General features: G+C 68.1%; 11 protein-coding genes. 2 read left to right on the top strand and 9 right to left on the bottom strand.

The window, feature by feature from the left end; all coding sequences use genetic code 11:
* Nucleotides 1-995, bottom strand: a 995-nt coding sequence (locus tag P3W85_RS33325) for a sulfate ABC transporter substrate-binding protein (RefSeq protein ID WP_276267895.1), incomplete at its 3' end; no start/stop codon positions are given.
* Nucleotides 996-1,228: 233 nt separating this feature from the next.
* Complete coding sequence (gene gcvA / locus P3W85_RS33320) at nucleotides 1,229-2,131, bottom strand: transcriptional regulator GcvA (RefSeq protein ID WP_276267894.1); 903 nt, start codon at nucleotides 2,129-2,131, stop codon at nucleotides 1,229-1,231.
* A 141-nt stretch (nucleotides 2,132-2,272) separates the two neighbouring features.
* Here gcvA and P3W85_RS33315 point away from each other — a divergent pair, with 141 nt between their 5' ends.
* Nucleotides 2,273-3,559 (top strand): adenylosuccinate synthase, encoded by a 1,287-nt coding sequence (locus P3W85_RS33315; protein ID WP_276267893.1) that lies wholly within the window; start codon nucleotides 2,273-2,275, stop codon nucleotides 3,557-3,559.
* A gap of 22 nt (nucleotides 3,560-3,581) precedes the next feature.
* Here the strand turns inward: P3W85_RS33315 and P3W85_RS33310 are convergent, their stop codons facing one another.
* From P3W85_RS33310 to mdlC, 5 genes are all read right to left on the bottom strand, one after another.
* Nucleotides 3,582-4,688: an alpha-hydroxy-acid oxidizing protein gene (locus P3W85_RS33310; RefSeq protein ID WP_276267892.1), complete on the bottom strand. Its 1,107-nt coding sequence runs from the start codon at nucleotides 4,686-4,688 to the stop codon at nucleotides 3,582-3,584.
* 39 nt (nucleotides 4,689-4,727) lie between these two features.
* On the bottom strand, nucleotides 4,728-6,110 hold the full coding sequence (locus P3W85_RS33305; RefSeq protein ID WP_276267891.1) for an MFS transporter: 1,383 nt from the start codon (nucleotides 6,108-6,110) through the stop codon (nucleotides 4,728-4,730).
* Between the two features lie 267 nt (nucleotides 6,111-6,377).
* On the bottom strand, nucleotides 6,378-7,307 hold the full coding sequence (locus P3W85_RS33300; RefSeq protein WP_276267890.1) for a ketopantoate reductase family protein: 930 nt from the start codon (nucleotides 7,305-7,307) through the stop codon (nucleotides 6,378-6,380).
* 87 nt (nucleotides 7,308-7,394) lie between these two features.
* The gene (locus P3W85_RS33295) at nucleotides 7,395-8,846 is read right to left on the bottom strand and encodes an aldehyde dehydrogenase (RefSeq protein ID WP_276267889.1); all 1,452 of its coding nucleotides are present in this window, start codon (nucleotides 8,844-8,846) and stop codon (nucleotides 7,395-7,397) included.
* Between the two features lie 74 nt (nucleotides 8,847-8,920).
* The gene (gene mdlC / locus P3W85_RS33290) at nucleotides 8,921-10,507 is read right to left on the bottom strand and encodes a benzoylformate decarboxylase (protein WP_276267887.1); all 1,587 of its coding nucleotides are present in this window, start codon (nucleotides 10,505-10,507) and stop codon (nucleotides 8,921-8,923) included.
* A gap of 123 nt (nucleotides 10,508-10,630) precedes the next feature.
* Between mdlC and P3W85_RS33285 the strand changes: the two genes are divergently transcribed.
* On the top strand, nucleotides 10,631-11,566 hold the full coding sequence (locus tag P3W85_RS33285; protein ID WP_276267886.1) for a LysR family transcriptional regulator: 936 nt from the start codon (nucleotides 10,631-10,633) through the stop codon (nucleotides 11,564-11,566).
* A 33-nt stretch (nucleotides 11,567-11,599) separates the two neighbouring features.
* Here the strand turns inward: P3W85_RS33285 and P3W85_RS33280 are convergent, their stop codons facing one another.
* Nucleotides 11,600-12,538, bottom strand: a complete 939-nt coding sequence (locus P3W85_RS33280; protein WP_276267885.1) for a 2-dehydropantoate 2-reductase — start codon at nucleotides 12,536-12,538, stop codon at nucleotides 11,600-11,602.
* Nucleotides 12,539-12,611: 73 nt separating this feature from the next.
* Nucleotides 12,612-13,160 carry a winged helix-turn-helix transcriptional regulator gene (locus tag P3W85_RS33275; protein ID WP_017225111.1) on the bottom strand — a complete coding sequence of 183 codons (549 nt, stop codon included), beginning with the start codon at nucleotides 13,158-13,160 and terminating at the stop codon, nucleotides 12,612-12,614.
* Between the last annotated feature and the right edge of the window lie 199 nt (nucleotides 13,161-13,359).

Below are 13,359 nucleotides of genomic sequence, written 5' to 3'. Positions count from 1 at the left end.
AAACGGCTCTGGTAGATCTTGTCGAACTCGCCGCCATCGGCAAAGTGGCGGCTCTGCGCTTGCGCCCAGCTGCCGAACACATCGCTCACCGAGAACAGCTGGATCGGGCGGAACTGCGCCGCATGGGCCTTCAGCACCGCTGCCGAGCGGGGCCGGTAGAACTGGCGGGCGATTACGTCCTGCCCGGCATCGGACCAGAGGTATTGCAGGTAGGCCGTCGCCACCTTGCGCGTGCCGCGCTTGTCCACCACCTTGTCGACCACGGCCACCGGCGCTTCCGCGATGATCGACTGGCCCGGGTACACCACCTCGAAGCTGTCGCCCAGCTCCTTGCGGATCTGGTGCACCTCGCTCTCGAAGGTAGCCAGCACATCGCCAAGCTGGCGCTGCGTAAAGCTGGTGGTGGCGCCGCGGCCGCCGGTATCGAGCACCGGCACGTTGCGGAACAGCCGGCCCACCGCCTCGCGCGCCTGCGCCTCGCTGCCGCCCTTGCGGATGGCCGCGCCCCATGCCGCCAGGTAGGTGTAGCGCCCGTTGCCCGAGGTCTTGGGATTGGGAACGATCACCTGTACGCCCGGGCGGCCCAGGTCTTCCCAGTCCAGGATGCGCTTGGGATTGCCCTTGCGCACCAGGAACACGATGGTGGAGTAGTACGGCGCGGCATTGTCCGGCAAGCGCTTTTTCCAGTCCTGCGCCACCACGCCGCGCTGCACCAGGATGTCGATATCGGTCTCCTGGTTCATGGTCACCACGTCCGCCTCCAGGCCATCCGCCACCGAGCGCGCCTGCTTGCTCGATCCGCCATGCGACTGGTTGACAACGACCGTCTCGCCGCTTGCCTGCTTCCAGCTGGCGACGAAGCCGGGATTGATCTCGCGGTACAGCTCGCGGGTGACGTCATAGCCGGCATTGAGGATGGCCGTGTCGGCCAGCACGGGGATGGCGGCGCCGAGCAGGAGCCCGGCGGCGAGGAGGCGAGGCAGGAGTCTTGGCATGGTGATTGGATCCGCGGATGGAAGCGATGCAGCGCGGCAATGGCCGGCACGCATCGGTGATCTGTCATTGTCCACAGCCAGGCAGAGCGGACGGAACGAAGGTTTCCGCATGTCGATAGACGCGCCGTGCGTCCGGCAGGTGGCCTTCATGCTGTCTTGGCGCGCCCGCCATCTTCGATACGCCGGCGGCTATGGGCTTCGTGATCGCACGACAGCATGTCCCCGGGAGCCCTTCAACGGCCCTGCTCGACATCGAACCTGCTGGCCGCCGACAGCCACGCCTGGAACACACGGATGGCGTCATCCCCGCTCCGGTGCTTCGCCACATAGGTGAAATAGCGCCAGGGCGGCAGCACGGGACCGTCGAACGGGAAGACAAGGCGCCCTTCCGCTACGTCGTCCGCCACCAATGCCACCGGTCCCATCGCAACGCCCAGGCCATCGAGTGCGGCCTGGAGGGTCAGGTAGAAGTGCTCGAGCGTCAGCGTGTTCCTTGGCTTGAGCCTGGTGTTGCCGCTGGCAGCCAGCCATTCGGACCACATGGTCGGATACGTCGCCGCATGCAGCAGCGTGTGGCGGGCAAGATCGCGCGGATTGCGCAGCGGCTCCGCCTTCAAGACGCGGGGGGAGCATACCGGCAGCCGGACTTCCGAGAGAAACTCGCGTGCGGCATAGCCCTCGACATCCTGCGGACCGCCGCGAATCCACATATCGACCTCCTCGCGGATTTTTCCGATGGGCTCGTTGGACGTCGTCAGCCGGATCTCTATGGCCGGGTTGGCGAGCTGGAACGAGGAGAGCCTGGGCAGGAGCCAGCGCAGGGAGAACGTGGTGGGGGCATTCACGCGGAGGATCTGTTGCCGCCTTGCCTGCATCTGCTCGCTGGTGGCCAGCGCGATCCGGTCGAACGCGGCGCTGATCTCCGACAGATAGGCGCGGCCCTGCGGCGTCAGTACCACCTTCCGGTTATGGCGGACGAACAGCAGGTGCCCAAGCCAGTGCTCCAGCTGCTGCACATGGCGGCTCACGGCCCCGTGCGTGACGCAAAGCTCGTCCGCCGCGGCGGAAACGCTTTCGAGCCGTGCTGCGGCCTCGAAGGCCTTCAGCGAGTTCAGGGGAGGAAGCCGGCGTGTCATCGTCGAACTTTCGTGTGAGTTTTTCTGACATTCAGCCTCAGTATAAATCGATATTCATTGGCTGGGATACGCCCTATATTTCCCCACGAACACGAGCTCGCTCGTTTCAATCCGTCTAGAAATCTCACCTGAGGTATTGATATGCCGAACGTCGTGGTCGTGGGTGCCCAGTGGGGCGACGAAGGAAAGGGGCGCATCGTCGATTGGCTCGCGGAAAAGGCCGATGTCGTCGCGCGCTACAACGGCGGACACAATGCGGGCCACACGCTGGTGGTCGATGGCAAGACCTATAAGCTGGCCCTGCTGCCGAGCGGCGTGGTGCGCGGGAAGATGGGATTGATCGGAAACGGCGTGGCCCTGGACCCCGAGGCACTGCTGGCCGAGATCGAGCGCATGGCCGCGCTGGGTGTCGCCGTGACGCCGGACAATCTGATGATCGCGGAGACGGCGACGCTGGTCCTGCCCGTTCATCGCGCCATCGACGCCGCGCAGGAGACACTGCGCCGCCAGCCGATCGGTACCACGCTGCGCGGCATCGGGCCAGCGTATGAAGATAAGGTGGGCCGAAGAGGACTCCGCGTTTGCGACCTGGCTGAGCCCGACGTACTGTCCGACAAGCTGGATGCGCTGCTTCAGCACCATAACGCCTGGTTCCGCGGACTGGGCCTCGACACCCTGTCGAAAGACGGCATGCTGCAACGCCTTCTCGACATCGCGCCCGCCATCCTGCGCTTTGCCGGCAGCGTCTGGCAGCAACTGGACATGGCCCATGCAGCGGGAAAGCGGACCCTCTTCGAAGGATCGCAGGCCGTCATGCTCGACATCGACTGGGGCAGCTATCCCTATGTCACCTCGTCGAGCACGGTGCCGGCCGGCGCCGCCAGCGGTACCGGTATCGCGCCCTCGAGGGTCGGCCATGTGGTCGGCGTGACCAAGGCGTATGCGACCCGCGTGGGAGAAGGCCCGTTTCCCACCGAGATCCACGGCGGGCCAGGGAACCTGCTCAGGGAGCGCGGGCACGAGTTCGGCGTGAACACCGGGCGGCCGCGCCGCTGCGGCTGGCTGGATGCCGCCCAGCTCCGGCAAAGCGTGAAGGTGGCTGGCATCGATACGCTGGCGCTGACGAAGCTCGATATCCTGGACGGGTTCGAGTGCGTCCAGGTCTGCGTCGGCTATGAAATAGACGGCCGCTTCTTCGACTTTGCGCCGCCGGGCCTGGCCGCGCAGCAAAGCGCCGTCCCCGTCTATGAGCAACTGGCGGGCTGGTCGCGGCCGACACGGGGCACCCGGTCGCTCGCCGCGCTCCCGCCGGAAGCGCTCGCATTCATCCGTTTTGTGGAGGCGCAGGCTGGCGTTCCGGTTTCGATCGTCACCACCAGCCCCGAGCGGGACGATACGATTGTCGCGAGCGACCCCTTCGACGCCTGAACGCCCCCGCCAGGCGGCGGGATCAACCGTGCAGCCGCGCGCCCAGCAGCGCCACATCGGGGCAGCCGATCAGCGCCAGCGTCCGGTCTATATCGGCCTTGAACATCGCCAGGACGTCGTCCACGCCAGCCTCGCCCCGCGCGGCCAGGCCGTAGAGCACCGCCCGCCCGAGCATCACCGCATTGGCGCCGCGCGCCAGCGCCTTGACCACGTCGCGGCCGTTGCGAAAGCCGCTGTCGACCATCAGCGTGGCCTCGCCGATGGCCGCCCGGATCCCGGGCAGGACGTCCACCGGCGCGGGCAGGTCCGCCAGTTGCCGCCCGCCGTGGTTCGACGCGATCACGCCGTCCGCGCCAAGCGCCATGCAGCGCGCCGCATCCCGCGCGTTCAGTACGCCTTTGACATACAGGCGGCGCGGCCATGCGTCCCGCAAGGCCGCGAAGTCGTCCCAGCAGAAACCTGCATCCATGCGGCGTTGCAGCAACGCGGCCTGGACGCTGGCGTCGCCGCCCGGGCCGGCCTCCACGTTCGGCAGCGTCGGCAGGCCGTGCCGCAATTGCCTGACAGTCCACGCCGGATGCAGCGACGCATCGAGGACGATGCGCGGCGTGAGGCGGAACGGCACCGCGAACCCGTTGCGCAGATCGCGCTCGCGCCGGCCGTTGACCGTGACGTCCGTCGTCAATACCAGGGCTTCATAGTCCGCCGCCAGCGCGCGGGCGTGCTCGCGGTGGACGACGTAGAGCTGGAACCAGAGCCTGCCGCCCGCGCGGCGCGCCACGTCTTCCAGCGCCACATTGGATGCGGTCGACAGGGTGAACGGGATGCCCGCCCGCGCCGCCGCGCGGGCCAGGGCCACGTCGCCGTCGGGCCGGCAGGCACCGTTCAATCCCATCGGCGCGATCACCAGCGGCGCGTCCGCGGGCTTGCCGCCCAGGCTGATCGCCTGCTTGCGCACGCTCACGTCGGTCAGCCTCGCCGGATCGAGCAAGAGCGCATCGAGCGCGTGGCGATTCCGGGCGAGCCCGGACTCGTCGTCCGCACCGCCTTCGATATAGTCGAAGACGATGCGCGGCAGCCGCCGCCGCGCCAGGCGGCGGTAGTCCTCGACACCAAGGGGTATCCCCATTTTCGATCCCGGCCTGCGGTAGCGTTGGCGGTGCCGGACTCAGGCTTGCGCCGCGGTCCGGGCGGCGCCATCGGCCGGTTGGCCAAGGCGCGGAATATGCCCCTTGACCATCGTCAGCGCCACCAGGACCACGACCATCGCCGAGCCGAGCATGGTGAGATAGGACGAGGCGCCGCCCGCCGTAATGACCGCCGCACCGGCAAACGCGCTCAGGATCGCCCCCAGCCGCCCGAAAGCCAGCGCCGAAGCCGTGCCCGTGGCGCGTATGCTGGTCGGGTAGACATAGGCGCACAGCGCGTACATGGTCGACTGGACGGCATTGACGAACATGCCGTGCACACCCAGCCCGAAGATAAACGCGCTGGTGCTCTGGTTGGCATCCACGCCCTTGAGCAGCAGTGCGCTAAGCGCGCCGCCCGCGCAGCACAGGAGCAGCGGCCAGCGCGATCCGAAGCGGCCGATGGCGACGGCGCAGCACAGCGCGCCGATCACGCCGCCCAGGTTATACGCGGTCAGCCCGGAGCCGGCCACGGCAACGCCCAGGCCCTCCGCGGCCAGCATGGTGGGAAGCCAGCTGAAGGCGCTGTACACAGCAAGCAGGCACATGAAGAACGCGCACCATATGGCCAGCGTGTCCCGCGCCCGACCCTCTGCAAACAACGCCATGAAGCCCATCTTGCCCTCATGCGCCTGTTCGCTGGCGTCCGAGAACACGACTTGCGGCGCAAGCGGCCGGGACATGCGCGCAAGCAGCGCTGCCAGCTCCGGCCAGCGGGCGGGCCGGCGCGCCAGGAAGCGCGGCGACTCCGGCAGTGTCAGCATCAGCAGCACGCCAAACGCCAGCGGCAACGATCCCCCGATAAAGAACAGGCCCCGCCAGCCATAGACGGGCAGGACCACGCTGGCAAACAGGCCGGCGAGCATGCCGCCAAGCGGCACGCAGACGATGGTCGCCGTCACGGCGAGCGTACGGTGCCGCGCCGGCGTGAACTCGGCGGTCATGGTCGTGGAACTCGGCAAGGCGCCACCGATGCCCAGGCCCGCAATCAGGCGCAGCGCGGCGATCGTCGCCGTATCCGGCGCAAGGCCGATGGCGCAGGTAGCGGCACCGAACACCAGTACGCTGCCAATCACCGCCCACCGCCGGCCGAAGCGGTCCGCGAACAGGCCGGCGCAGGCGCTGCCGATCCCCATGCCGATCAGCCCCGCCGCCACCGCCGGCGCGAAGGCGCTGCGCGTGATGCCCCACTCCTTGATGATCACGGGGATGGCGAAGCCGATCAGTTGCCCGTCGAAGCCATCCATCACGATGGATAGCGCCGCCAGCATGACCACGATCTTCTGCATGGTGGTGTAGGGCCCGTTGTCAAGCACGTTGCCTATATCCACGTGCGTGCGGGAGGTTTCCAGGCTAGCGCTCATGCCGGCTCCCCTTCGCCGCGCCTGCGGCCATCGCGGTTTGCGGGCGCCCGGCAAGCCGGTTCGAGGCGTGCGTGTCCCTGCCTGGCAAGGTGGCAATGGCCTCTGTGTCGAGGTATCTCATGGACAATGTCTCCGTTTGGCGGACGCCCGTACATTGGCAGGCGTCTTCGTTGATGGATGGGATTGCGGTGCTGGCCGGTCTCTCTATGAACTCCGTCTCGCCGGGCAAAGGCGGCATGCGCCGGCATCTATCATCAGGCTTTGCGCTCAGGCGCCGGTGACCGCGCGGGCCTCGGCCAGGCGAACCAGGTGCAGCAGGCATGCCGTGTCCGGCACCGCCACGCCAGCGGCGCGGGCCTCGGCGACGACCGCGCCGCCGATGCTTTCGATCTCCGTGCGCCGGCCGGCCAGGATGTCCTGCAGCATCGAGGGCTGGTGTCCACGATGGTTCTCTATGGCGTGGATCACGCTGGCCTCCACGCTGGCGGGATTGGCGTCGATCCCTCGCGCGCGGGCCACCGAGACGACCTCGAGCGCGATGGACAGCGCCAGCCTGCGGCCATCCGGCGTCAGATCCAGTTGATCGACCGTGCACCCCAGAACCGCGCAGAGCGTGTTCAACGCCGCGTTGAACGCCACCTTCTCCCAGATCGCGGCCCACACGTCGGGATCGGCGATGCAGCGCAGCCCCGCGTTCGCCAGCGCATCGACCACCTGGCCGACGATAGGCCGCACCGTGCCGTCCGCGCTCATCATGCGGATCGCACCCTCGCCATGGGAGCGGACATGCCCGGGCCCGACCAGGTCCGCGGGCCAGGTCGTGACCCCTGCCAGGATGCGCTCCAGCGGAACGAACTCGCGGAGTTTTTCGACGTTGCCCAGGCCGTTCTGGAGCGTCAGCAGGTAGGTACCGGGACCGATGGCGTGCCGCAGGCTGGTCAGGGCGGCCCGGGTGTGCATGGACTTGGTAAAGACGATGATCAGGTCCGGCTGCGCGCCGGCCTGTTCGGGACGGCTCACCGCCAGATTCGTGACCCACCGGTCCGGCGCCGCCGTCTGCAGGCGCAGGCCGTGGCTGCGGATGGCGCCAAGATGCGCATCATCGATATCGAGCAGGGTCACCGCCTGCCCGGCCTCGGCCAGGCGTGCGCCAAACAGCGAGCCCATGGCCCCAGCTCCCAGGATTGCAATCTTCATCGTGCCTCGCTTCAGCGCCTTGGCGCGGACTTCGGGGACCCCGTCCGGCGGCAGGTGGCCTGCCGCCGGACGCGTGACGGCCAGTGTCTAGAACGGATAGTGGCGCGGCGTGGTCTGTACGGTGATCCAGCGCAGTTCGGTGAACTCGGCGATGCCCGCCTTGCCGCCGAAACGGCCGAAACCGCTGCCCTTCACGCCGCCGAACGGCATCTGCGCCTCGTCGTGCACGGTGGGCCCGTTGATATGGCAGATGCCGGATTCGATCCGCCTCGCCACCTGCATCGCACGCGCCAGGTCACGGCTGAACACGGCGGCCGACAAGCCGTACTCGTTATCGTTGGCGCAGGCGATGGCCGCCGCCTCGCCCTTGACCCTGACGATGCCCTTGACGGGGCCGAAGGATTCCTCCGCGTAGATATCCATATCCGTGGTGACGTGATCGAGCAAGGTGGCCGGCATCAGGGTGCTGTCCGCCTTGCCGCCGCATACGAGCCGTGCTCCCTTGGCGATGGCGTCGTCGATAAGGGCATTGCAGCGCTCGACGGTGCTCATATCGACCACCGAACCCAGTACCACCGGGCCATTGCGCGGATCGCCCAGGGGCAGCGCCGACGCCTTCGCGGCAAGCTGCGCGACGAAGGCATCGGCGATCTGTTCGTCGACGATGATGCGCTCGGTCGACATGCAGATCTGGCCGGAGTTGGCGAAGGCGCCGAATGCCGCGGCCTCCACCGCCGCGCCGATATCCGCGTCGTCCAGCACCACCAGCGGTGCCTTGCCGCCCAGTTCCAGCACGGCCGGCTTCAGATGTTTCGCGCAGCTGGCCGCGATGATCTTGCCGACCCGGGTCGATCCGGTGAAATTGACGCGCCGTACCGCGGGATGGGCGATCATGGCCTCCACCACCGCGCCCGCGTCGGCCGGCGCATTGGTGACGAAGTTCACCACGCCCCTCGGCAAGCCGGCTTCCTGCATGGCCTCGATGATCAGGCCGTGCGTGGCCGGGCAAAGCTCCGAGCCCTTCAGTACCACCGTGTTGCCGCAGGCGAGAGGCAAAGCGATAGCGCGCACCGCGAGGATGACCGGCGCGTTCCACGGCGCGATGCCGAGCACGACGCCGGCGGGTTGCCGGATCCCCATGGCCAGGCTGCCCGGCACGTCCGAGGGAATGACTTCGCCGCTGATCTGCGTGACCAGCGCGGCGGCCTCGCGCAGCCCGCCGGCGGCGAGGTGGACATTGAATCCCGCCCAGATCGCGGACGCTCCGGTTTCGGCCGCCATCGCGGCGGCAAAGGCTGCCTGCCTGGCTTCCAGCGCGTCGGCCGCCCTGGACAGCAGCGCACGCCGCTCGCTCGGCCCGGTGGCGGACCACGCGTCGAACGCGGCGGCGGCGGCATCCACTGCCGCGCGCGCGTCCGCCGGTGTGCCCGCCGGTGCCCGCGTTGCCACCTGGCCGTCCAGCGGATTGCGGCGCTCGAACGTCGCCCCATTGCTTGCCTGGCACTGCTCGCCGCCGATCAGCATGGAAATTGCCGTCATTGCTCTTCTCCTGTGTGTGCTTTGAATGTCCGGTCGGGCAGGCCGCATTGGCAATGGCCTGCCAGGCGGCAAGCTTATTCCACCTCGACCTCGAGCAGTACCGGCGTCGCCGAGCGCAGCGCCGCCGACAGCGCATCGCGCAGCGCCGCTGCCTCGCTGACGCGCACGCCGGGGCAGCCGAGGCCCTTGGCCAGCGACACGAAATCGATGCCCGGCAGATCGGTGCCCTGCACGGGGTCGGTATCGGCAAACCCGAACTCCGGCGCGAAATCCTGCAGCGCGGCATAGCGTGCGTTGTTCAGGATCACGAAGGTGAGCGGCAGCTTGAGCTGCACCGCGCTCCAGATCGCCTGGATCGAGTACATGCTCGAGCCATCGCCGATCAGGCCGATCACGCGCGTGCCCGGCCTGGCCAGCGCCACGCCCACCGCCGCGGGCATGCCGTAGCCGAGCCCGCCGCTGTCCATCGTGTAGAAGGTGCCGCTGCGCGTCATGGGCAGGTAGCCCTGCATCACCGGGCGCGCGCTGGGCGCCTCTTCCACCACGATGTCGCCGGCAGCGCGCAAGCCGGCCAGCGTCTGCAGGACGAAGGCGGTGGACATGGGCCACGCCGGCACGGCGACCGGACGGGGCGTACGGGGCGCGGGCAGCGGGCGCACAGGCGGCGCGCGGCGGGCCAGCAGGTCGCTCACGCCAAGACGGAGATTGCCGACCACCGACGCGCCCACCGGTGTCCAGGCGGCCGTGGCGGCATCGTCGGTCAGCTGGTAGAGGGCGGCGCCGGCAGGCACGTGCGGGCCGCTGCCCTCGACGTGATACGTAAACGCCGGGGCGCCGAGGACCAGGATCAGGTCGTGCCCGCCGAGCAGGGTCACGATCTTCTCGCGCATGGCCGGCAGGAAGCCGGCGAACAGCCTGTGGTCCTCGGGAAAGCCGCAGCGTCCGGACATCGGCGCAACGAAGACGCGCGCGCTGTGCCGCTCCGCCAGCGCCACCACCTGGTCCCAGGCGCCGGCCCGGTCGACCGCCGCGCCGACGACGAAGGCCGGCCGCTCGCACGCATCGAGGGCTGCGCCCACCTGTTCCAGCGCCACGGGCTCGGGGCGCACCTCATAGCTGACCGCGCGCGGCGTCACCAGTTCGGCCGGCCGGTCCCAGTCGTCCACCGGAATGGAAACGAGCACCGGGCCGCGCGGCTCCTGCATCGCCATGTGGTAGGCACGCGCGATGGCCAGCGGCACGTCCTCGGCGCGCGCCGGCTCGATGCTCCATTTGACGTAGGGCTTGGGCAGCTCGGCGGCCTGCGCGGAGGACAGGAAGGGGTCGAACGGCAGGATGGAACGGGCCTGCTGGCCGGCGGTGATGACCATCGGCGTGCGGTTCTTGTAGGCGGTGAAGATATTGCCCATGGCATTGCCGACGCCCGCCGCCGAATGCAGGTTCACCAGCGAGGCATTGCGGCTCGCCTGCGCATAGCCGTCGGCCATGCCGACCACCACGGCCTCCTGCAGGCCCAGCACATAGCGGAAATCGCTCGGAAAATCGCGGAACATCGGCAACTCGGTGGAGCCGGGATTGGCGAACACCGAGGTCATGCCGAGCTTGCGGAGCAGGTCGATCACGGCATCGCGCACCGTGACGGGTTTTGGACTACCGGTCATGCAAAGGTCCCCTTCGTATTTTTTTGCTGCATGGCGCGCTCGCGCCATGTCGATGGGCAGAGTATGGAATCCACATCCTTGTTTTAATATTGCCTTTTTAGCGAAAAGCCATTACGTTCAGGCATGACTTTCGATCTCCGCCAGTTAAAGGCTTTTACGACCATCGCCGCCAGCGGCAGCCTGGGCCGTGCGGCCGACACCTTGCACGTGACACAGCCGGCACTTAGCCGAACCATCAAGCGCCTGGAGGATGAAATCGGCGCCCCGCTTTTCGAACGGCATACGAAAGGCATGCAACTGACCGCCATCGGCAGCGCCCTGCTTCCCCATGCCACGCTGCTGCAGCGCGAAGCCGATCATGCGCGGGAGGAAATCGATGCCATGCGCGGGCTGGCGAAGGGCACCATCAAGGTCGGCGCGGTCGGCAGCATCGCAAGCCTGGTGCTGCCGATGGCGGTCGGCAGCGTACTGCGCAAATGGCCCAACCTGCGCGTGGAGATCATCGAAGGCGTCTGGGACCGGCTGGCCGATGCCTTGGTCAAGCACGAGATCGACCTGGCGCTCAGCATGGCCATTCCCGATACCGACGAGATAACGGCGATCCCCGACTGCCGCTGGGAGGACAGCAGCTACGTCGTGGCGCCTCTGGATCATCCCTTGCGGCGAAAGAAAGACCTGCGCCTGTCCGACACGGCCGGCGCGCAATGGGCCATCCCGCCAAGGGGCACGGGCCCGTACGAGCACATGCGCGAGGTGTTCGAGTCGCATGGCCTGGGGCTGCCCGGCATCGCCGTGGAGACGCGCTCGATCACCGTGCTGAAGAGTCTCGTGGCGCGCTCGGGCTTTCTGAGCTGGATGGCGGAGCCGATGTATGTTGCCGAAAGAAAGGCTGGCGTGATCGACACGCTGGATATCCCGGGGGTCGAAGGCAGGCGTACCCTGACGGCGTTTCGCCGGCGGCAAGGCATCCTGCCAGGCCCCACGGTGAAGCTGCTGGATGAACTCAGGCTGCTGACGGCCGCGGGCCAGGATGGGCACGCACGAATGCCGAGGGCTTAGTCCCGCGGCTCAGGCGCTGCCGGGGCTGATGCGCTAGGCCGCGCCGCGTTGTGCCTCGTAGACCTGCAGGTGGCAATAAGCGGTGCGCACCAGCGGCACATCGAGCCCCAGGCGCGCGGCGCGCTGTGCCATATCGCCAACGATGTCATCGGCCTCGATCCTGGGCGCGCCCTGCGCGATGTCGCGCATCATCGACGCGGTCCACGACGAGGTTTCGTCCAGCAGCCGCGCGGACATCGCCTGGAATACCGGCTCGGGCAAGGGGTGGTCCGACAGCCGGGCCACCGCCGCGCATTCGTCCATGGCCTGCCGCATCAGCGCGCGCCCGTCGGCGGTCCTGGCGATCTCCCCCACCGTGCCGCGCATCAGGCAGGTCATCAGCGCGCCGGCCGAGATCATCACCCATTTGTTCCACAGCGCCTGGTCGATCTCCGGCGACAGCTCGCGCGTGCCGGGCGTGCCGGCCGCCAGCGCATGGAAGGCGCTGGCCAGGCCCAGCGCCTCTGCCGCGCGGGCGCCTACGATCAGCCCGTCGACCCGCCCCTGGTGGACCACCGCGCCGGCGGGATCCAGCGTGGTGGCAATGTACGAGACGCCGCCAAGCACCCGTTCCCGGCCATAGCGCGCATCCAGCGTGTCGTACGCGCGCAGGCCGTTGACCAGCGGCAGGATCGCCGCGCTTTTGCCGCGGCTGGCATCCAGCGCGGGATCCAGCGCTTCCATGGCGCAGCCCAGGTCGTAGGTCTTGCATGTCAGCAGGACCAGGTCGTAGTCCGGCCCGACGTGCTCTGCCAGCACGGTTCTCACCGGGGAGCGGATATCGCCAAGCTCGCTGCGCACGACAAGGCCGTCCCTGGCAAGCGCTTCGGCGCGCCGCGGCCTCACCAGGAACGTGACATCGGCCCCAGCCTGCATCAGGCGCCCGCCATAGTAGCCGCCCATGGCGCCAGCGCCCAGGACCAGAATCTTCATGATTTCCCCGCTTGGATAGCTTAAGCCTGGAATGCATCGGGTCGGACGGCAAGCACACCGCGACCCTTGCCACTTACGATGCGCCGCCTGCGGCCAGCGCCTCGTTCTCCGCCTGTGTATCTCCGGCAGCCGCCAGGAAGCCGGCAGCGGCAGCGAGCCGGCGACGCATGCCCTCTCCCGCCGCGGGGCCGGGCACCACCGCGTGCCGCTTGAGACTCAAGCGCTCGCCGGTGCCGCCGTCCACCAGCACAGGCTCGACCAGCCTGCCGGTCTCCTTGTCGAGCAATTCCACGCTGGTGCCTTCCGGCGCGAAATGCTTGTTGCCCCAGGCCAGCATGGCCAGCAGCACCGGCAGGAAGTCGCGCCCGCACTGGGTCAGCACATATTCATAGCGCGGCGGCTTCTCGGAATACTGGCGGCGCTCCAGCAGCCCTTCCTCCACCAGCGCGCCGAGGCGGCGCGTCAGCATATTGGGCGCGATATCCAGGTTCTTCTGGAAATCGTCGAAGCGCCGCGTCCCATAGAACGCCTCGCGCATCAGCAGCATGCTCCACCACTCGCCCACCCGTTCCAGGCCACGGGCAATGGGGCACTGCATATTCCTGAAGGTCTTCCTCTGCATATTCGACGGCTCCGCTGGTATCTAGCTCCTTTCAACATGATAGCCAAAATGGCGCCGGCCCCTTGCTCATGCGGGCTGGTGCAAACGCCCGGTTTTGTCGATGCCGGTGCTGGCGCCGGACCGGTATGGCAGCCTGCAGTACATATTGTCCGCGCGTGCGCAGGCAATGCTGCCGCCGGGCGGCCGCTCCGTGCTGGCC

The organism is Cupriavidus basilensis (assembly GCF_029335485.1).
Taxonomy (GTDB): domain Bacteria; phylum Pseudomonadota; class Gammaproteobacteria; order Burkholderiales; family Burkholderiaceae; genus Cupriavidus; species Cupriavidus basilensis_E.
Note: the sequence above shows the minus strand (reverse complement) of the source record. Positions and strands in the feature narration are given on the sequence as shown.

What these genes read in the sequence shown, in the direction of transcription:
- gcvA (WP_276267894.1), bottom strand. Translation starts at nt 2,131, where the DNA reads ATGACACGCCGGCTTCCTCCCCTGAACTCGCTGAAGGCCTTCGAGGCC.
- P3W85_RS33315 (WP_276267893.1), top strand. Translation starts at nt 2,273, where the DNA reads ATGCCGAACGTCGTGGTCGTGGGTGCCCAGTGGGGCGACGAAGGAAAG.
- P3W85_RS33310 (WP_276267892.1), bottom strand. Translation starts at nt 4,688, where the DNA reads ATGGGGATACCCCTTGGTGTCGAGGACTACCGCCGCCTGGCGCGGCGG.
- P3W85_RS33305 (WP_276267891.1), bottom strand. Translation starts at nt 6,110, where the DNA reads ATGAGCGCTAGCCTGGAAACCTCCCGCACGCACGTGGATATAGGCAAC.
- P3W85_RS33300 (WP_276267890.1), bottom strand. Translation starts at nt 7,307, where the DNA reads ATGAAGATTGCAATCCTGGGAGCTGGGGCCATGGGCTCGCTGTTTGGC.
- P3W85_RS33295 (WP_276267889.1), bottom strand. Translation starts at nt 8,846, where the DNA reads ATGACGGCAATTTCCATGCTGATCGGCGGCGAGCAGTGCCAGGCAAGC.
- mdlC (WP_276267887.1), bottom strand. Translation starts at nt 10,507, where the DNA reads ATGACCGGTAGTCCAAAACCCGTCACGGTGCGCGATGCCGTGATCGAC.
- P3W85_RS33285 (WP_276267886.1), top strand. Translation starts at nt 10,631, where the DNA reads ATGACTTTCGATCTCCGCCAGTTAAAGGCTTTTACGACCATCGCCGCC.
- P3W85_RS33280 (WP_276267885.1), bottom strand. Translation starts at nt 12,538, where the DNA reads ATGAAGATTCTGGTCCTGGGCGCTGGCGCCATGGGCGGCTACTATGGC.
- P3W85_RS33275 (WP_017225111.1), bottom strand. Translation starts at nt 13,160, where the DNA reads ATGCAGAGGAAGACCTTCAGGAATATGCAGTGCCCCATTGCCCGTGGC.